Raw genomic sequence first — 19,755 nt, 5'->3', positions numbered from 1 at the left:
GTATTAACAATAGATGCTTTAATCAAAGGATTGGGGCATCTATTTTCGTGCTATTATACGCACACTTTTTAATAGAGTTTATGATTGAAGGGATATGAGGAAAGATGGAAAAGATGAAGCCGAAGCTGTTTTCGGTGATGAAGAATTACACAAAGGAACAATTTGTCAAGGATGTGGTTGCGGGAGTGATTGTGGCAATTATTGCATTGCCTCTGTCGATTGCGCTGGCGCTTGCGTCGGGAGTAGGACCGGAGCAGGGCTTGTACACCGCGATTACCGCAGGCTTTGTCATATCGTTTTTGGGAGGCAGCAGAGTTCAGATTGCGGGGCCGACAGCAGCGTTTGCGACGATAGTGGCAGGAATTGTGGCTCGAGAGGGAATGGCTGGTTTGATAGTGGCAACTGTCTTGGCAGGTATCATTTTGATTATTATGGGCTTACTGCGTTTTGGAAGCCTTATCAAATTTATTCCGTATACAATAACGACAGGTTTTACCTCCGGTATTGCGGTGACGATATTAATCGGGCAGATAAAAGATTTCTTGGGATTGAAATTGCAGACAACTCCGGTCGAGACGATGGAAAAATTGCAGGCATGTTTTGCAAATATCAAAACGGTCAACTATGAGGCACTTTTAATCGGAGCAATCAGCCTTTTTATTTTGATTGTATGGCCCAAAATCAATCAAAAAATTCCGGGTTCCTTAATTGCTGTTGTTGCGGCGGGGGCGTTGGTGAAGCTTTTTGATATGAACGTGAATACAATCGGCTCTCTCTATGAAATTAGCAATAAATTACCGGCATTTCAGGTGCCGTCGCTGTCTTTTGGCATTGTGAAAAATGTGCTGCCGGACGCGTTTACGATAGCGATTTTAGCCGGAATTGAATCCCTGCTTTCCTGCGTGGTAGCGGATGGCATGGTTGGAAGCAAGCACCGTTCCAATATGGAGCTTGTGGCACAGGGAGCGGGTAATATCGTCTCAGCACTGTTTGGAGGTATCCCGGCTACGGGAGCAATCGCCAGAACTGCCGCAAATGTAAAAAACGGAGGACGCACACCGATTGCGGGAATGGTTCATTCCGTTACGCTTTTACTTATTTTGGTTGTACTTATGCCTTATGCAGCGTTGATTCCGATGCCTGCTATCGCCGCGATACTGTTTGTGGTTGCTTATAATATGAGTGAATGGAGAGTGTTTGCGGAGCTGGTAAAAACTGCGCCGAAAAGCGATATCATCGTGCTTGTTGCCACCTTTGTGCTGACGATTGTATTTGATTTGGTCGTTGCGATTGAAATCGGTATTGTGCTGGCGGCATTTTTGTTTATGAAGAGAATGTCCGAGGTGACGCAGGTTGCAGGCTGGAAATACATAGAGGAAGAAGAAAACGAGAATGACCCGGAGAGCATTAATCTTCGAAAGGTTCCGAAAAATACTCTTGTCTATGAGATTGTGGGACCGATGTTTTTTGCCGCAGCGAACAAGTTTATCAACATCCCGATGGATAAATCGGTTAAAACGATTATTTTTAGAATGAAGGGCGTGCCCGCAATGGATGCAACCGCACTTCACACGCTTCAGGATGTCTACAAAAAGTGTAAGAAAAACAATATCACACTTATTCTTTCGCATGTGCAGAGTCAGCCTCTGTCTGTTATGAAAAAGGCTGGTTTTGATAAATTAATTCAAGAAGAAAACTTCTGCGAAAATATAGATGTGGCACTGAAGCGTGCGGCACAGATAAATTAGGGGTTCCCACAAGCCTGATAAACAGAGGGAAATCGCTGTAGGAAGCCTGAGTTTTGCAATAACCTACTTGCAACTGAAAATAAATTAAGATAAAATGGATAGGGACGTATGTGATTAGAGCAGACTAATCGCGGCGTCCCTTAAGTGACTTGGCAGATAAGCATCCTGCCGGCAGTGTACAGAGGGATACAGAGGAAAGATTAAGGAAAGAGGAAAATAAAGTGGCAGAATTAACTCCAATGATGAAGCAATATGTTGAGACAAAAAATCAATATAAGGATTGCATTTTGTTTTATAGACTAGGCGATTTTTACGAGATGTTTTTTGAGGATGCGATAACGGCATCACGAGAGCTAGAAATAACGCTGACAGGAAAAGACTGCGGTTTGGAAGAACGCGCGCCGATGTGCGGGATTCCGTATCACGCAGTGGACGGCTATCTGAATAAATTAGTGTCAAAGGGCTACAAGGTAGCAATCGGCGAGCAGGTGGAAGACCCGAAGATGGCAAAAGGATTGGTGAAGAGAGAAGTAATCCGCATCGTGACGCCGGGAACAAACATTAACACGCAGGCACTTGATGAAACAAAGAATAATTATATTATGTGTATTGTATACATGGCAGACCGTTACGGAATTTCCGTTGCGGATATTACGACGGGTGATTATTTTGTAACGGAGGTTGATCAGGCAAGAAAGCTGATTGATGAAATCAACAAATTTGTGCCGTCTGAAATCATATGCAATAATTCCTTTTATGTGAGCGGAATGGACATCGAGGACATGAAAAACCGCCTCGGCATTACCATATACGCACTTGATTCGTGGTATTTTGAAGACGATTTGTGCAAGAAGTCATTGACGGAGCATTTTAAGGCTGCAACGCTAAATGCGATTGGTCTGGAGGACTATGACTGCGGTGTCATCAGTGCGGGAGCATTGCTTCAGTATTTATATGAGACACAGAAAACCTCGCTGTCGCATCTGACTACGATTCAGCCTTATTCCACAGGAAAATATATGCTCATTGACAGTTCCACCAGACGAAACTTAGAGCTTGTGGAGACACTGCGTGAGAAAAATAAACGAGGCTCCCTCTTATGGGTGCTTGACAAAACGGAGACGGCGATGGGGGCGAGAATGCTCCGAAGCTACATCGAACAGCCTTTGATTGATAAAGAGGAAATAGAACAGCGTTTGGATGCCATTGAGGAGCTCAATCAAAATGCGATATCCAGAGAAGAGATAAAGGAGTATTTAATGCCGGTTTATGATTTGGAGCGATTAATCAGTAAGATTAGTTATAAGTCTGCAAATCCGAGAGATTTGATTGCCTTTAGCAGCTCGTTATCCATGCTTCCTCCGATTCAGTACATATTGGGAACTTTTCAAAGCGATCTGCTTACAGGGATTTATAAAGAGCTTGATACTTTGGAAGATATTTTTAGTCTGATTGACAATGCAATCGTGGAGGAACCGCCGATTATGATTAAGGAGGGCGGTATTTTCAAGGAAGGCTTTAACGAGGAAGTTGACAAATACAGACATGCCAAAACAGAGGGAAAAACCTGGCTTGCCGATTTGGAGGCAAGGGAGCGGGAGAGAACCGGCATTAAGGGGCTGAAGATTAAGTATAATAAAGTGTTCGGCTATTATCTGGAGGTGACAAACTCCTACAAAGATATGGTTCCTGCTGACTATACGAGAAAGCAGACCTTGGCAAATGCGGAGCGTTATATTACACCGGAATTGAAGGAGCTTGAGGATATTATACTCGGGGCGGAGGACAAGCTGTTTTCACTTGAGTATGATTTGTTCAGCGAACTTCGTGATACGATAGCAAAAGAGGTAATCCGTATTCAGACCACGGCAAAGGCAATTGCCAAAATTGACGTGTTTACCTCGCTTGCACTTGTGGCAGAGAGAGGCAATTACTGCCGTCCTGTCATCAACAACAAGGGAGAAATCGACATTAAAAACGGACGACACCCGGTTGTTGAAAAAATGATCAGCAATGACATGTTCATTCCAAACGATACCTATTTAAACAATGCCAGCCAGCGAATTTCCATTATAACCGGTCCGAATATGGCAGGTAAGTCCACCTACATGAGGCAGACGGCTCTGATTGTCCTGATGGCACAAATCGGAAGCTTTGTCCCTGCAAGCGCGGCGAAAATCGGCATTGTGGACCGTATTTTTACGAGAGTAGGAGCGTCCGATGATTTGGCTTCGGGGCAGAGTACGTTTATGGTAGAAATGACAGAGGTTGCAAACATTCTTCGAAATGCCACGTCAAACAGTCTTCTTATTCTGGACGAAATTGGAAGAGGAACGAGTACTTTTGATGGTTTGAGTATAGCGTGGGCGGTTGTGGAGCATATCAGCAATCCAAAGCTTTTGGGGGCGAAAACGCTGTTTGCCACGCATTATCATGAATTGACAGAGCTGGAAGGAAAACTTGACAGTGTAAACAATTACTGCATTGCGGTCAAGGAGCAGGGCGATGATATCGTGTTTTTGCGTAAAATTGTAAAGGGCGGAGCCGACAACAGCTACGGTATTCAGGTTGCAAAGCTTGCGGGTGTACCGGATACTGTTATCGCGAGGGCAAAGGAAATTGTAAGTGAGCTGAATGAAGCTGATATCACGGCTAAGGTAAAGGATATTGCAGTGGAGAACAACGCAAAGAAGCCAAAGGCAGCAAAGCTTGACGAGGTGGATTTGGAGCAGATGTCGTTGTTTGATACCGTGAAGGATGATGATATATTGGAGGAATTAAAGGGGCTTGACATTGGAAATTTAACGCCGATTGATGCACTTAATACCCTTTACAAACTCCAAAACAAGATAAAAAACAGGTGGTGATGAAATGCCAAATATTGCTCTGTTAGATCAGAACACAATTGATAAAATAGCTGCGGGTGAAGTGATTGAGCGTCCTGCCTCCGTTGTCAAGGAGCTTGTGGAAAATGCCATTGATGCGGGAGCCACGGCTGTGACAGTCGAAATCAAGGAGGGCGGAATCAGCTTTATCCGTATTACAGATAACGGTTGCGGGATTCCAAGGGAGGAAGCGGCACTTGCCTTTTTAAGACACTCCACAAGTAAGATTAAGAGTGTGGAGGATTTGGTTTCCGTGTCGTCGCTAGGTTTTCGAGGTGAGGCGCTTTCCAGTATCGCAGCGGTTTCACAGGTGGAGCTAATCACAAAGACAAAGGAAAGTCTGATGGGCGTTCGCTATGCGATTGAGGGCGGAGTAGAAAAAGAGCTTGAGGACATCGGTGCGCCGGAGGGAACGACCTTTTTGGTGAGAAAGCTTTTTTACAATACTCCTGCGAGAAGAAAGTTTTTAAAAACAGCTACCACGGAAGCCTCCTACATAAATGATTTGCTGGAACGATTGGCACTGTCCCATCCCGATATTTCCTTTAAATTTATAAACAACGGACAGACAAGGATTCATACCTCCGGTAATACGAATTTGAAGGATATTATTTACAATGTATACGGAAGGGATATTGCGGGCAATCTGATAGAAATCAATGAAGAGATGGAGGGCGTGAAGATAACCGGATTTATCGGAAAACCGGTTATTTCCAGAGGAAATCGAAATTATGAAAATTATTATGTAAATGGAAGATATGTAAAAAGCAGCATTGTCTCAAGAGCCATTGAGGAGGGCTACAAAACCTTTATGATGCAGCACAAGTATCCGTTTACAGCACTTCATTTTACAATAGACGGTGATTTGCTCGATGTAAATGTTCATCCGACGAAAATGGAGCTTCGCTTCAGCAATCAGGAGGAGATTTATAAGTTTATTTTCCGGACAATTCAGGAGGGACTGACAAGAAAAGAGCTGATTCCGAAGGTTGGCTTTGAAAAAGAGGGAAGGGGCGATGAAAAGCCTAAGGTTACACTTCCGTCTGCACCGGAACCTTTTGAACGAACCAGAATGGAGCAGGAGAACAAACAGGACGTAGCGAAGACAGCTTTTGCCGGAAGCAAGGTAAATACGGGCATAAGCTACGATAATGCAGACAAGCCGCTTTCCAAAATTGACATGATGTTTCAGGAAGCTGCCGCAAAATATGGGAAGAGTACTGAGATTGAAGGCTTGAAAATCGAGAAGGTGCCAGAAAATTCTGCTGCGGTTTTAAATACGCAGACGGATAATGTGACAAACGAAGCGGACAAAGACAGCACCGCCATTGGTACGCAGAAGGTTGAACAACCTCAGCCTGTTGAAGCAACCAATATGCAATCCGAAAATCCAGCCACATCCGAGCAGCTCGATCTATTTGAGGAAAAACTGCTCACCAAGGAAGCAAAGCACGAGCATAAAATCATAGGTCAGGTATTTGACACCTATTGGATTGTGCAGTTTCATGATAAAATGTATCTGATTGACCAGCATGCGGCGCATGAGAAGGTGCTCTATGAGAGGACCATCCAATCATTAAAAAACAAGGAGCACACCTCCCAGTTAATCAGCCCGCCGATTATCCTCACCCTGTCGATGCAGGAGGAGGAGCTGTTGAATAAGTATATGGACAGCTTTACAAGGGTTGGTTTTGAAATTGAACCTTTTGGAGGAAAAGAATATTCAGTTCGTGCAGTTCCGGGCAATTTGTTTTCAATTGCGCAGAAGGATTTGCTCATTGAAATGCTGGACGGGTTAAATGACGGCACCGGAATGCATCATCCTGATATTATTGATGAGAAGATTGCATCGATGTCCTGCAAGGCGGCGGTAAAGGGAAACAACAGGCTTTCCTTCTCGGAGGCGTCAGCGCTTATTGATGAGTTGCTCACGCTTGATAATCCGTATAACTGCCCGCATGGAAGACCAACCATTATAGCGATGACAAAGTCAGAACTTGAGAAAAAATTTAAGCGTATTGTGTAGGTGATGATTTGAAAAAGAACCTTATTATATTGACAGGACCTACCGCAGTAGGGAAAACAGAGCTTTCTATCCGGCTTGCAAAGGCAGTCGGCGGGGAAATTATCTCTGCCGACTCCATGCAGGTATACAAATACATGGATATCGGCTCGGCAAAAATAACAAAGGAAGAGATGGATGGCGTCAAACACTATCTGATCGATGAGTTTGAGCCGGAGGAGGAGTTTAATGTCGTGAAATTCAAGTCCTATACCAAACGGTATATACAAGAGATTTACGACAAAGGAAAAATTCCTATTCTGGTCGGCGGAACAGGCTTTTATATTCAGGCGGTGCTAAACGACATTGATTTTACCGAGACGAAGGAAGAGACAGCTTACCGCACAGAGCTTGAGGAGCTGGCTCAGGAAAAAGGTGCAGAATACCTTCATGATATGCTAAAACAGGTAGATGAAGCATCGGCTGAGCAGATTCACTTTAACAATGTAAAACGTGTAATTCGGGCATTGGAATTTTACAAGCTGACCGGGCAAAAGATTTCAGAGCATAACGAGGAGCAGCGAAGCAAAGAGGCAGCCTATAACTTTGCCTATTTTGTGCTGAATGACGACAGAAAAGTATTATATGAGCGTATCGATAAAAGAATTGATATAATGCTTGAAAAAGGTCTTTTGGACGAGGTTACATTTTTGAGAGAAAAAGGTTACACGAAGAATATGGTGTCCATGCAGGGACTTGGCTACAAGGAGCTGTTAAGCTATCTTGACGGTGAAATCTCTTTGGAGGAGGCTGTCTATATATTAAAGAGAGACACCAGACATTTTGCCAAAAGGCAGATTACATGGTTTAAGAGAGAGTCGGAGGTTACGTGGCTTAACTTGCCGGAATTTGATTATGACAAGGGCAAGGTTTTAGATAAAATGCTTGCCGTACTAAAAGAGAAAAAGATGAAATAGAAGTAGGAAGGATAAGGGTGTAACTCACACTCTGTATGAAAAAATGAATTTAGAAATGAACGAATTGTATAGGGACCTTGGAATTGACGACCAGGTTCATGCCTTCGCAATTAAGGTGTTAGAAGGCTTAAAGGAAAGATTTGAAGCGATAGATGAAACGGTGGAATACAATCAGCTAAAGGTAATCCAAGCGATGCAGAAAAACAGGGTGAGCGATATCCACTTTGCCGCAACCACCGGCTATGGCTATAACGATCTTGGAAGAGACACCTTGGAGGAGGTTTATGCATCTGTTTTTCATGCGGAGGCGGCACTTGTAAGACCACAGCTTATTTGCGGAACTCATGCCTTAAATGTTGCACTTTCCGCCAATTTAAGACCGGGAGATGAACTGCTTTCTCCTGTCGGAAAGCCTTATGATACGTTGGAGGAGGTAATCGGTATCCGCGAATCAAGAGGTTCCTTAAAGGAATACGGAATTTCCTACAGACAGGTTGATTTGCTTGCGGACGGCTCTTTTGACTATGAGAATATTAAAAAGGCAATCAATGAGAAAACAAAGCTTGTGACAATCCAGCGTTCAAAGGGATATCAGACAAGACCGACCCTTTCCGTAGAGCGTATCGGTGAGTTGATTACATTCGTCAAGGAAATCAAGCCGGATGTTATCTGTATGGTTGACAACTGCTATGGTGAATTCGTGGAGCGAATCGAGCCGACGGATGTAGGTGCAGATTTGGCAGTCGGTTCCCTTATCAAAAATCCGGGCGGAGGACTAGCCCCTATCGGCGGCTACATTGTCGGGAAAAAAGAGTTTGTTGACAATGCGGCGTACCGCTTAAGTTCACCGGGGCTTGGAAAGGAAGTAGGCGCAACGCTTGGCATTACGCAGTCATTTTATCAGGGACTTTTTCTTTCACCGACTGTGGTGGGAGGAGCCTTGAAGGGTGCGATCTTTGCAGCGAACATATATGAAAAGCTGGGATTTTTTGTGGCACCTAACAGCACGGAGAGCAGACACGATATCATTCAGGCAGTTACGTTTGGGACACCGGAGGGAGTTATTGAATTTTGCAAGGGGATTCAGGCAGCAGCTCCTGTTGACAGCCATGTGGTGCCGGAGCCGTGGGCGATGCCTGGATATGACAGCGATGTTATCATGGCAGCAGGTGCCTTTATACAGGGTTCTTCGATTGAATTAAGCGCTGACGGACCGATTAAACCGCCTTATTCCGTATTTTTCCAAGGGGGGCTTACATGGCAGCATGCAAAGCTTGGAATTATGATGTCTCTGCAAAAACTAAAAGAGGCAGATATTGTAAAACTGTAATTTTTTGTATACAACAGGTGGTATTTATGATACAATTAAGATTGTTTGTTGTAAATAAAGCGCAGTTTATATAAGGTTTTTATGGAAACCATGCGCTCACAATTTACAAGAGCAAAGGGAGGCTTCTATGAGCAGCATTAGTAGAAATAAGAATACGTGGTCATTGTTTTTACTGATTTTAGCAGGCGTTGTGTTAGGTGGATTCATCGGAATGATGACCGAGGGAGTAGCTTACTTAGATTGGTTGAATTATGGGCAGAGCTTTGGTTTTGAGAATCCTATTATATTGAATCTAGGGATTTTGGTCATTACCTTCGGGCTTAATATTAAAATCACGATAGCTGGTATTATTGGGGTAGTACTGGCAATTACCATATATCGGATATTGTAAGGAAAAGCTGGAGAGATGTTGGGAAAGAGAGAACTCTATGAAAAAACATCTTGAAGAAAATGCATGCTCTACCATGAAGCAAATGCCTAAATCAGAGCAGCCGTATGAAAAATTTATGCAATTTGGACCGGAATCCTTATCAGATGCGGAATTATTGGCAATCATAATAAGGACAGGAACCCAAAAAGAAAAATCGATTGATTTGGCAAAAAGGGTGCTGCGTCTTACCGGCAGCGAAGAAGATTTGCTATCCATCACAAAATTGTCCTTGAAAGACTTGCAGGCAATCAGTGGGATAGGTATGGTAAAAGCGGTTCAAATCAAATGTATTGCTGAATTTTCCAGAAGGATTGCGAAGACAACCGCAAGAAGCAGGCTGTGTATGAATAATCCCCGTACAATAGCAGACTATTATATGGAGGATTTGAGATTTGTAAACCAGGAAGTTACGTTGCTTATCATGGTCGATACGAAACATCAGTTTTTAAGCGATAAAGTGGTATCAAAGGGAACGGTAAATTCCTCGCTTATATCTCCACGGGAGATATTTTTGGAAGCCTTGAATAATAGTGCTGTCTATATTATTTTAATTCACAATCATCCAAGCGGTGACCCGACTCCGAGCAGAGAAGATATTACTGCGACAAAGCGGATAAAAGAAGCGGGTGGACTCGTCGGAATCATGCTTCTGGACCATATTATAATCGGGGACAGAAGATATGTAAGTCTGAGAGAAGAAGGGCTGATGTAGATTTGAAATATTATGATAAAAATTGTACAAAATATGAAATAACAGTAAATATACAAAGTGAAGAAGGGGGTCAATAATTTGGCTAGTAATATTTTTGGTATCGACTTAGGTACAAGTAACATTAAAATATATAACGATGATGAGGATGCTATATTAAACGAGAAAAATATAGTTGCTATTATGAATAAAAACGTACTTTTTGCAGTGGGTGATGAGGCTTTTGAGATGTATGAAAAGGCACCTGCTAACATTAAGGTAACTTATCCGATGAGTAATGGGGTAATTGCCGATATTAAAAGTATGCAGCTTATTCTGAAAAAAATGCTGGAAAAGGTGTCAAAGAGCAATCTGAAAAACGCAGATTATTATATCGCGGTACCGACAGACATTACAGAGGTAGAAAAGAGAGCTTTTTATGATTTGGTAGAAAATGCCAATGTAAAGGCAAAGAAAGTATTGATTACAGAAAAAGCAATTGTGGATGCATTGGGACTTGGCATTGATGTTACAAGCTCTCAGGGTATTATGATTGTCAACATCGGAGCGGACACGACCGAAATCTCCATCGTTTCACTCGGAGGTATTGTGGTGAGCCGTCTTATTAAGATTGGCGGAAACAAATTTGATGAGGCAATTGTCAACTATATCAAGAGAAACTTTAACTTTATTATCGGTGATAAAACAGCGGAAGCAATTAAAAAAGAACTGGCAAATGCATTGGAGCCGGATGATACAAGTGCAAGTGTATACGGAAGAGACATTGTGACCGGACTTCCGTCTGAACTCACAATCAGCTCCAAGGTGATTTATGAGGCAATCAGTGAGCCACTTCACAGCGTTATCGATTCCGTGAAGGTTATATTGGAGAGAACACCGCCGGAGCTTGGCGCTGATATTATCAGAGCCGGAATCTATTTAACAGGCGGATCTTCCTTAATTAAAGATTTAGATAAGATGTTTAATAAAGAGACAGGATTAAAAGTAAATGTGTGTGATAAGCCGTCGGAAAGCGTTGCAAGAGGTTTTAGTAAGATGATAAACGATTCGGCATACAGAAAGCTTGCTTATTCCACCAAAAATCCGAATAATAGCAGATAGACAGAGGTGGTAACATGAAAAGAAGAACAAAATTTTCATTGCCAAGTAAATATCTTTTACTGTTAGTCACACTATTTTGTGTGGCAATGATATTTGTTACGTTTACCACAGATTTGGCAGCCGGTCCGTTAAAAGCGGTTTCGGGTTATGTCTTTGTTCCGATACAAAACGGAATCAACTATGTCGGCAGATCAATCAGCAATAAGGTGGATCAGCTCCAGAATTTGCAGGATTTGATGGAAGAAAACGCAGAGCTGCAGGCAAAGGTAGATGAACTGACAATTGAAAACAGTACATTGCAGCAGGATAAGTATGAACTGGCACGTCTGCGGGAATTATATGAGCTGGATGAGAAATATCCAAGCTATAAAAAAGTGGCAGCGCGCGTGACGGCAAAAGAAGCAGGAAACTGGTTTAGTACCTTTGTTATTGACAAGGGGACAAATGACGGGCTTGCAGTTGATATGAATGTTATTGCAGGCAGCGGTCTGGTCGGTATTATTATTGATATCGGTCCGAACTGGGCAACGGTTCGCTCTATTATTGATGACTCAAGCAATGTGAGTGCTATGGTGCTTGATACCTCGGATATCTGTATCGTGACGGGTGATTTGAAGCTGATGGGGCAGGGCGTTATTCATTTTAGTCAGTTGAGTGATGAGGAGAATAAGGTCAGTGTCGGAGACAGAATTGTCACTTCAAATATCAGTGATAAATACTTACAGGGTATTCTAATCGGATATATCAGTGAAAAGACAACAGATGCCAATAATCTTACAAGCTCCGGCTATGTAACTCCGGTTGTGGATTTTGAACATTTAGAAGAAGTATTGGTAATTACTGATTTAAAGGAATAAAGAAGGAAGGGCGTGTATAAATGAAACGAAAAGTAGTGTTAGCTCTTCTTATTATCATATGCTTTTGTCTGCAAGGCACCTTATTTCGGGGATTGGCATTAGGAAATATCGCTCCGAATCTTCTTATTGTAATCACTTCCTCCTTCGGACTGATGAGAGGAAAAAAGGAAGGCTTGGTTGTTGGCTTTTTCTGTGGATTTTTGATTGATATTTTTTATGGCGATGTATTGGGCTTTTATGCCCTTGTTTATATGTACATTGGTTATGTAAATGGATTTTTTAATAAAATTTTCTACGATGAAGATATTAAGCTTCCAATGATATTAATCACGATGAGTGATTTTGCATATGGACTTATTATTTATATTTTTCTGTTTCTTCTTCGGACGAGACTTGATTTTGGTTACTATCTCATTCACATTATCATTCCGGAAGTGATTTATACAATCGTAATTACCATTGTATTTTACAGGGTACTCAGAGCGATAAACCGTAGATTGGAATTGAAAGAAAAAAGGAGTGCAAGCAAATTTGTTTCATAATATAAAAGAAATTATAGCCAATATTGTAAAATCAAGACTTTTTATATTGTCAATCATTTTTTGTCTTATGTTTGCGGTTCTGATTAATCGAATTTTCCAATTGCAAATTATAAAGGGCAATACATATTTGGAAAATTTTACGCTGACAATAAAAAAAGAGAGAACCATCCCAAGCACTCGCGGAAAAATCTATGATGCAAACGGCGAGCTTTTGGCATATAATGAACTGGCTTATGCAGTGACGATTGAGGACAACGGAACTTATGCAAGCACAGCCCAAAAGAATGAGAAGCTAAATGATGTGATTCATCAGTTGATTCAAATTGTGGAAACCAACGGCGATGACATGAACAATGACTTTAACATTGTGCTTGACGGGGCAGGGAATTTTTCTTATACCGTTTCTGACGCGCAGCTCCTCCGATTTTTGGGAGATATATACGGAGAAGCAGACGTGGAGAAATTAACAGAGGAAGAGAAAAATGCAACTCCTCTTGATGTGATTAATTATCTTCGAAGTGATAAGAAATATGACATTGCCGATATCTATACGGATGAAGAAGCACTTAAAATTATTACGGTCCGCTATGCTCTGGCAGCAAACAGCTACCAAAAGTATTTGGCTGTCACGGTAGCTTCCGATGTCAGTGATAAGACGGTTGCGGTAGTGAAGGAAAATTCTGATAAGCTGCAAGGTGTGAACATTGAGGAAGGCTCTGTCCGCAAATATGTAGACAGTGAATATTTTTCTCATATTATCGGATACACCGGGAAAATCTCGCAGGAGGAACTGACCTCTTTGACGGAGAGCGGTGAAAAATATGAGCTTACGGATGTAGTCGGAAAGTCTGGTATTGAAAAATACATGGAGACAGATCTCCAGGGTGAAAACGGTACGGAGGGGGTATATGTCGATAACTTGGGTAAGGTGGTTGAAACCGATTATCGAACTGAGCCTGTTGCGGGAAATGACGTTCATCTGACGATTGAAAAAGATTTGCAGGAGGCAATTTATAATATTATTGAGCAGAAGCTTGCCGGTGTTCTCGTATCCAGAATCCAGAATATCAAGGAATATGTTCCGGCGGCAAACGCGACAGCGAGTGATATTGTGATACCGATTGATGATGTCTATTTTGCTCTTTTGGACAACAACGTGATAGATATCAATCATTTTTCGGCTAGTGATGCAAAGGAGACAGAAAGCGCTGTCTATGCAAAGTATGAAGCAAAGAAGGCCTCTGTCATAGCAAATATAGCAGACCAGCTCACCGGAAGTGTTTCCACGCCTTATCAGAATTTGAGCGATGAGATGAAGGTATATGTCACTTTTTTGGTTACTTATTTAAGTGACAATGGCGTTATTATTAAGGATGCGGTTGATACGGAGGATGAGATCTATAAGGCATGGAAGAATGAGACAATCAGCCTTAGAGAATATCTGGCATATGCGGTTTCACAAAACTGGATTGACATCACGAAGATAAATGTAGAAAGCCAATATGCAGATTCTGCTGAAATTTTTCAATCACTTGTGTCTTACATTGAGATAAGCCTAACGAATAATACGGAATTTGATAAAAAATTATATAAATATATGATTAAAGAAAATACCTTGTCCGGTCAGGAAATCTGTCTGATGCTTTACGAACAAGGGAAATTAGCAGAGACGGAAGGCGTGACTCCGAGCGAAGCAATCTTTGGGGCAGGCGGAGCGTACAAGTTTATAGTGGAAAAGATTAAGAGTCTTGAAATTACACCGGCACAGCTTGCGTTGTGGCCAAACTCAGGCTCTTGTGTTGTGACGGATGTAAACACAGGAAATGTATTGGCACTTGTCACATACCCAAGCTATGACAATAATAAGTTTGCCAACAGCATTGATGCGGATTACTATAATCAGCTTTTAAATGACAAATCATATCCGTTGTTAAACCGTGCTACACAGCAAAAAACGGCACCGGGTTCTACTTTTAAGATGGTATCTGCGACAGCGGGTCTTGAGGAGGGTGTGATTACACCTTCGGAACAGATACAGGATTTGGGTGAGTTTGATAAGGTTGAGATGCCGCCAAAGTGCTGGATATTTACAGCAAGTCATACCACACACGGAAAAATCAATGTTTCAGAGGCGTTGCGAGATTCCTGTAACTATTTCTTCTATGAGGTTGGCTGGAGACTAGGCACAACAGCTTCAGGGCAATATTCTAACCAGCTTGGTCTGGATAAACTGAAAAAATATGCAACGATGTATGGACTTGGCGAAACGAGCGGTGTTGAAATTACAGAGTCAACCCCACAAATTACAAACGAGGATGCCGTTCGTTCTGCTATCGGACAGGGTACGAACAACTTTACGAATGTCCAGTTGTCCAGATATGTGACAACAATAGCAAACAGCGGAACAGCTTATAATTTGACACTTTTGGATAAACTTACAGATTCTGGCGGAAATGTTATTGAAGATTATGAGCCAACAGTATATAATACATTAGATGACGTTGAATCATCAACCTGGACTTCGATACATGAAGGCATGCGAATGGTAGTAGAAAATTTGAGTGCTTTTAAAAATATTGATTTTCCGGTTGCAGGAAAAACCGGTACGGCACAGGAGGTTACAACAAAGCCGAATCATGCATTGTTTGTATCGTACGCGCCTTATGATAATCCTGAAATTGCAATTACGGTTCAAATTGCAAATGGTTATGCCTCATCCAATGCGGCAGAAGTTGGCAGAGATGTAGTAAAATACTATTTTAACCTTGCCGATGAATCAGAAATCATTACAGGAAGAGCTGCTGAACCGGATTCGTTTATTGCAGGAGACTAGTCAGACTCTGATGAAGGAGGAAATAGGGAATGAGTAATAATAACTCGGTTGTTATTAAGAGTAATAAGTACGGGATTGTGGTCAGATTAGATGAGACACTTCCATACAATGAGTTATTAGAAGAAATTGCAAAGAAATTTAAAGAATCAGAAAAGTTCTTTAAGGATGCAAAAATGGTATTGTCCTTTGAGGGCAGAAAGTTGACAAATGAGGAAGAACAAGATATTCTGAATGTTATTTCAGAAAATTCTAAAATTCATATAGTTTGCATTGTGGATGAAGATGAACAGCGAGAAGAGAAATTTAAAAAGACGCTGGAGGACAAGCTAAACGATGTCGGTGCCAGAGACGGACAATTCTATAAGGGAACGCTTCGTTCCGGACAGGTACTGGAGTCGGAGACAAGCCTTGTTATTTTAGGAGACGTCAATCCCGGAGCCAAGGTTATTTCAAAGGGAAACATTATTATACTTGGTGCGTTAAAGGGAAATGTGTATGCCGGTGCGGCTGGAAACAATTCTTCTTTTGTCGTGGCACTTGAGATGAATCCGGTACAAATAAGAATTGGGGATGTTATTGCAAGAAGTTCAGATGAAACGAGAAAAATCATGGGAAATGAACCAAAGATATCATACGTGGAAGATGGAAACATCTATATTGAGCCAATCACAAAATCTGTACTGAATGATATAAAATTATAACAAAACAAAAAGATTAATTTTGGAGGGAAACATGGTATGAGTGAAGTAATTGTAGTAACATCGGGAAAAGGCGGCGTGGGAAAAACCACGACAAGCGCAAATGTGGGAACAGGGCTTGCCAAACTGGACCAAAAAGTTGTTCTTATTGATACGGATATCGGATTAAGAAATCTTGATGTTGTAATGGGGTTAGAGAATCGTATTGTGTACAATCTGGTTGATGTGGTAGAAGGAAATTGCCGTGTAAAACAGGCTTTGATTAAGGATAAGAGATATCCTAATCTCTACCTGCTTCCGTCAGCACAGACAAGAGATAAGACGGCTGTAACTCCGGAGCAGATGAAAAAACTGACAGATGAATTGAAGGAAGAATTCGACTACATAATTCTTGATTGTCCGGCAGGTATTGAGCAGGGCTTTAAGAATGCCATCGCCGGTGCAGACAGAGCACTTATTGTTACAACACCGGAGGTATCAGCGATTCGTGATGCGGATCGTATCATTGGCCTTTTGGAAGCAAACAGCATGAAGCAAATCGACTTGATTGTAAATCGCCTCAGAATGGATATGGTAAGAAGAGGAGATATGATGTCGATGGATGATGTAGTGGACATCCTTGCGATCAGCTTAATCGGTGTGGTGCCGGATGATGAGGCGATTGTTATTTCCACCAACCAGGGTGAGCCGCTTGTAGGCTCTGATACGATGGCAGGAAAGGCATATATGAATATCTGTCATAGAATTATGGGTGAAGAAGTTCCGTTTTTGAATCTAAATGTAGAAAATAATTTTTTTGCAAAGCTTGCAAATCTGTTTAAGAAAAACTAGAGGAGGCAGTTAGTATGAATATTATGGATTTTTTCCGGAAGAAAAATTCAAGCGATGTTGCAAAAGATCGTTTAAAACTGGTATTAATATCAGATAGGGCTAATTGCTCACCAGAAGTCATGGAAATGATTAAAAATGATATTATTAAAGTGATTTCAAAATATTTGGAAGTAGACACTGAGGGTCTGGATATTCAGATTACTCAAACAGACATTGAAGGAAGTGCAAAAGGTGTTCCGGCTATTTATGCGAATATACCGATTAAAAAGCTAAAACAGACTTCCGAGTAAGAGACAGGTGAAACAGTATGTTAAAACAGTATCAATTAAAAAATTACAATTTTACACTATTAATTTTAATTATCGCCATTTCTGTCATGGGAATACTTTTTGTCGGAAGTGCGAGGGCTTCTGTTCAGAATAAGCAGATTATAGGACTTTTTCTAGGATTGGCAGCATTAATTGTCGTGTCCTTAATTGATTATTCTTTTATCCTTAATTTTTATTGGGTGTTCTATATTGTAAATATCATACTGTTGCTTTTGGTTAAGCTTTTGGGCGATGATGCCGGTGGTGCGGTCAGATGGTTTGAGATTGCGGGAATACGTTTTCAACCTTCTGAAACCAGCAAGATACTTTTGATTTTGTTTTTTGCCAGGTTTTTTGAAAAATATAAGGAGCAGCTTAATACGTTTAAAGTATTGGGAGCAACCATTTTGTTAATCGCTGTTCCATTATATCTGATAAAGGAGCAGCCTGCTCTGTCAACAAGTATTGTGGTAGCATTAATTTTTTGTGCCCTCTTGTATGTTGCGGGATTAAGTTATAAAATAATATTAAGCGTTGCAGCCGTTTGCATTCCGCTTGCGGCAATTGCCATCAGTATTATTTTACAGCCCGGGCAGACATTACTCCAAGGATATCAGGCAAACAGAATACTTGCATGGTTACAGCCGGATCAATATTCCGATTTGGCGCGCCAGCAATCCAATTCTATTATAGCGATTGGTTCCGGACAGCTCTTTGGAAAAGGACTTAACAACAATGTTATTTCTTCCGTAAAAAACGGGAATTTCATTTCAGAGCCGCATAACGATTTTATTTTTGCAGTTATCGGAGAAGAAGTTGGATTTGTCGGCGGATGTGTTATAATAATATTATTATTGGTAATTGCATTGAAGTGCATTCAGATTGGCAGAAATGCAAAAGACCTGTCCGGTACGCTTATTTGCACCGGAATGGCGGCATTAATTATATTCCAAAGCTTTGTCAACATCTGTGTTGCAACGGGTCTTATGCCAAACACCGGTATTCCACTACCTTTTGTAAGTTATGGATTAACCTCTTTGGTCAGTATCATTGGTGGAATGGGATTTGTTTTTAATGTCGGGCTTCAGCCTAAAAAATATTAAGGAGGTTATCAAATGAATATAGGTTTAATTGCACATGATTCAAAAAAGAAATTAATGCAGAATTTTTGTATTGCATACCGTGGAATTTTGAGTAAAAATGAGTTGTTTGCCACGGGCACAACGGGAAGATTGATTGAAGAAGTAGCCAATTTGAATATTCACAAATATCTGGCAGGACATCTAGGAGGAGAACAGCAATTGGGAGCTCAGATTGAGCATAACCAGATTGACCTTGTTATTTTTTTGAGAGAGCCGTTGGCTCCAAAATCTCACGAACCGGATGTAAATAATGTAGTTCGCTTATGTGATATGCATAATATTCCGTTGGCAACCAATTTGGCTACCGCAGAGTTGTTAATCAAATCTCTGGATAGAGGAGACTTAGAGTGGCGTGAAATGTACAAATAAGTTAAAACTTTCGCTTTCCGTGATATTGACGGCGTCTGTTTTGTTTACAGGCTGTGCGGATAAGAAATTTACAAATGAATATGATATTGCAAGTAATGATTATGCCTTCAATATTACAAACTCCTCTGAGAGTTTGACCTTAAAGCCCTTTGCGGCTGATTTAAGTGTTGTTAGCGGCAACGTGTTATCGGATGATGTGGATGCATCACTTTCGGAAGCTGCCGCTCTTTTTGACGTGGACTCCCATGAGGTGCTCTATGCAAACAATGCGACAGAAAGATTATATCCGGCGAGCCTTACCAAGGTTTTAACCGCGCTGATTGCTCTGGAAAAGGGAAACTTAGATGACGTGATTACGGTTTCATCAAACGTAGAAATCAAGGAGGATGGTGCACAGCTAATCGGCTTTAAAGAAGGAGACCAGATAACGCTTGAACAGGCATTACATGGTCTGCTTATGTATTCCGGAAATGATGCCGGAGTGGCGATTGCAGAATATATTTCGGGCAGTGTGGAGGATTTTGCCACACTTATGAATGAGACGGCACAAAGTCTCGGTGCAACAAATTCCCACTTTGTAAATCCGCATGGTCTTTCTGATGATGAACATTACACAACGGTATATGATTTATATCTGATTTTTAATGCGGCAATGAAATATGATAAATTTGTTGAGATTATCAATACCGATTCATGGACAACCACGTATACATTAAGTAACGGAACACCAAAGGAAATCACATTTAAGACGACCAATTTGTTCTTAAACGGAAATGCCAGTGCGCCGGATGGAATTACTGTTATCGGCGGTAAGACCGGTACGACAAGTGCGGCAGGTTCCTGTTTGATTTTGCTTAGTCAAAACAGTGAAGGTAACCCTTATATTTCCATTGTTTTAAAGGCTGAGAACCGAAGTATATTGTATACACAAATGACTGATATTTTAGAAGAAATCAACAAATAATAGTTGTTTTTCCTCCTTATTTAGGCTAT

At 41.3% G+C, this 19,755-nt stretch carries 17 protein-coding genes; all 17 read left to right on the top strand.

Translation table 11 applies throughout. The features are described 5' to 3' along the window. The first annotated feature begins 104 nt into the window (after positions 1 to 104). Positions 105 to 1,748, top strand: coding sequence for a SulP family inorganic anion transporter (locus CTY48_RS08910; protein WP_099468149.1), 1,644 nt, complete (start codon positions 105 to 107; stop codon positions 1,746 to 1,748). A 239-nt stretch (positions 1,749 to 1,987) separates the two neighbouring features. Then, positions 1,988 to 4,615: a DNA mismatch repair protein MutS gene (mutS, locus tag CTY48_RS08905; RefSeq protein ID WP_099470115.1), complete on the top strand. Its 2,628-nt coding sequence runs from the start codon at positions 1,988 to 1,990 to the stop codon at positions 4,613 to 4,615. 4 nt (positions 4,616 to 4,619) lie between these two features. Beyond that, positions 4,620 to 6,659, top strand: coding sequence for a DNA mismatch repair endonuclease MutL (gene mutL, locus CTY48_RS08900; protein ID WP_099468148.1), 2,040 nt, complete (start codon positions 4,620 to 4,622; stop codon positions 6,657 to 6,659). An 8-nt stretch (positions 6,660 to 6,667) separates the two neighbouring features. Then, complete coding sequence (gene miaA, locus CTY48_RS08895; RefSeq protein ID WP_099468147.1) at positions 6,668 to 7,612, top strand: tRNA (adenosine(37)-N6)-dimethylallyltransferase MiaA; 945 nt, start codon at positions 6,668 to 6,670, stop codon at positions 7,610 to 7,612. Positions 7,613 to 7,667: 55 nt separating this feature from the next. Then, positions 7,668 to 8,942 carry a methionine gamma-lyase family protein gene (locus CTY48_RS08890; RefSeq protein ID WP_331463154.1) on the top strand — a complete coding sequence of 425 codons (1,275 nt, stop codon included), beginning with the start codon at positions 7,668 to 7,670 and terminating at the stop codon, positions 8,940 to 8,942. Positions 8,943 to 9,069: 127 nt separating this feature from the next. Then, complete coding sequence (locus CTY48_RS08885; protein WP_099468145.1) at positions 9,070 to 9,333, top strand: DUF4321 domain-containing protein; 264 nt, start codon at positions 9,070 to 9,072, stop codon at positions 9,331 to 9,333. A gap of 37 nt (positions 9,334 to 9,370) precedes the next feature. Beyond that, entirely contained in the window at positions 9,371 to 10,084 is a 714-nt protein-coding gene (gene radC, locus CTY48_RS08880; protein ID WP_099468144.1) for a RadC family protein, read from the top strand. Positions 10,085 to 10,162: 78 nt separating this feature from the next. Continuing rightward, entirely contained in the window at positions 10,163 to 11,182 is a 1,020-nt protein-coding gene (locus tag CTY48_RS08875) for a rod shape-determining protein (RefSeq protein WP_099468143.1), read from the top strand. 14 nt (positions 11,183 to 11,196) lie between these two features. Next, positions 11,197 to 12,039 carry a rod shape-determining protein MreC gene (mreC, locus tag CTY48_RS08870; RefSeq protein ID WP_099468142.1) on the top strand — a complete coding sequence of 281 codons (843 nt, stop codon included), beginning with the start codon at positions 11,197 to 11,199 and terminating at the stop codon, positions 12,037 to 12,039. A 20-nt stretch (positions 12,040 to 12,059) separates the two neighbouring features. After that, on the top strand, positions 12,060 to 12,581 hold the full coding sequence (mreD, locus tag CTY48_RS08865; RefSeq protein WP_099468141.1) for a rod shape-determining protein MreD: 522 nt from the start codon (positions 12,060 to 12,062) through the stop codon (positions 12,579 to 12,581). Next, positions 12,571 to 15,414 (top strand): penicillin-binding transpeptidase domain-containing protein, encoded by a 2,844-nt coding sequence (locus CTY48_RS08860; protein WP_099468140.1) that lies wholly within the window; start codon positions 12,571 to 12,573, stop codon positions 15,412 to 15,414. Before mreD ends, CTY48_RS08860 begins: the two co-directional genes overlap by 11 nt. 29 nt (positions 15,415 to 15,443) lie before the next feature. Beyond that, positions 15,444 to 16,115: a septum site-determining protein MinC gene (gene minC / locus CTY48_RS08855; protein ID WP_099468139.1), complete on the top strand. Its 672-nt coding sequence runs from the start codon at positions 15,444 to 15,446 to the stop codon at positions 16,113 to 16,115. Between the two features lie 36 nt (positions 16,116 to 16,151). Next, positions 16,152 to 16,943: a septum site-determining protein MinD gene (gene minD, locus CTY48_RS08850; RefSeq protein ID WP_099468138.1), complete on the top strand. Its 792-nt coding sequence runs from the start codon at positions 16,152 to 16,154 to the stop codon at positions 16,941 to 16,943. Between the two features lie 14 nt (positions 16,944 to 16,957). Further along, the gene (gene minE / locus CTY48_RS08845) at positions 16,958 to 17,233 is read left to right on the top strand and encodes a cell division topological specificity factor MinE (protein ID WP_099468137.1); all 276 of its coding nucleotides are present in this window, start codon (positions 16,958 to 16,960) and stop codon (positions 17,231 to 17,233) included. 17 nt (positions 17,234 to 17,250) lie between these two features. Then, positions 17,251 to 18,354, top strand: a complete 1,104-nt coding sequence (locus tag CTY48_RS08840; RefSeq protein WP_099468136.1) for an FtsW/RodA/SpoVE family cell cycle protein — start codon at positions 17,251 to 17,253, stop codon at positions 18,352 to 18,354. Positions 18,355 to 18,366: 12 nt separating this feature from the next. Further along, entirely contained in the window at positions 18,367 to 18,762 is a 396-nt protein-coding gene (locus CTY48_RS08835; RefSeq protein ID WP_099468135.1) for a methylglyoxal synthase, read from the top strand. Next, positions 18,746 to 19,726 (top strand): D-alanyl-D-alanine carboxypeptidase family protein, encoded by a 981-nt coding sequence (locus CTY48_RS08830; protein ID WP_236354842.1) that lies wholly within the window; start codon positions 18,746 to 18,748, stop codon positions 19,724 to 19,726. Before CTY48_RS08835 ends, CTY48_RS08830 begins: the two co-directional genes overlap by 17 nt. Positions 19,727 to 19,755 lie beyond the last annotated feature (29 nt).

Source organism: Konateibacter massiliensis (genome assembly GCF_900184995.1).
Taxonomy (GTDB): Bacteria; Bacillota; Clostridia; order Lachnospirales; family Lachnospiraceae; genus Lachnotalea; species Lachnotalea massiliensis.
Note: the sequence above shows the minus strand (reverse complement) of the source record. Positions and strands in the feature narration are given on the sequence as shown.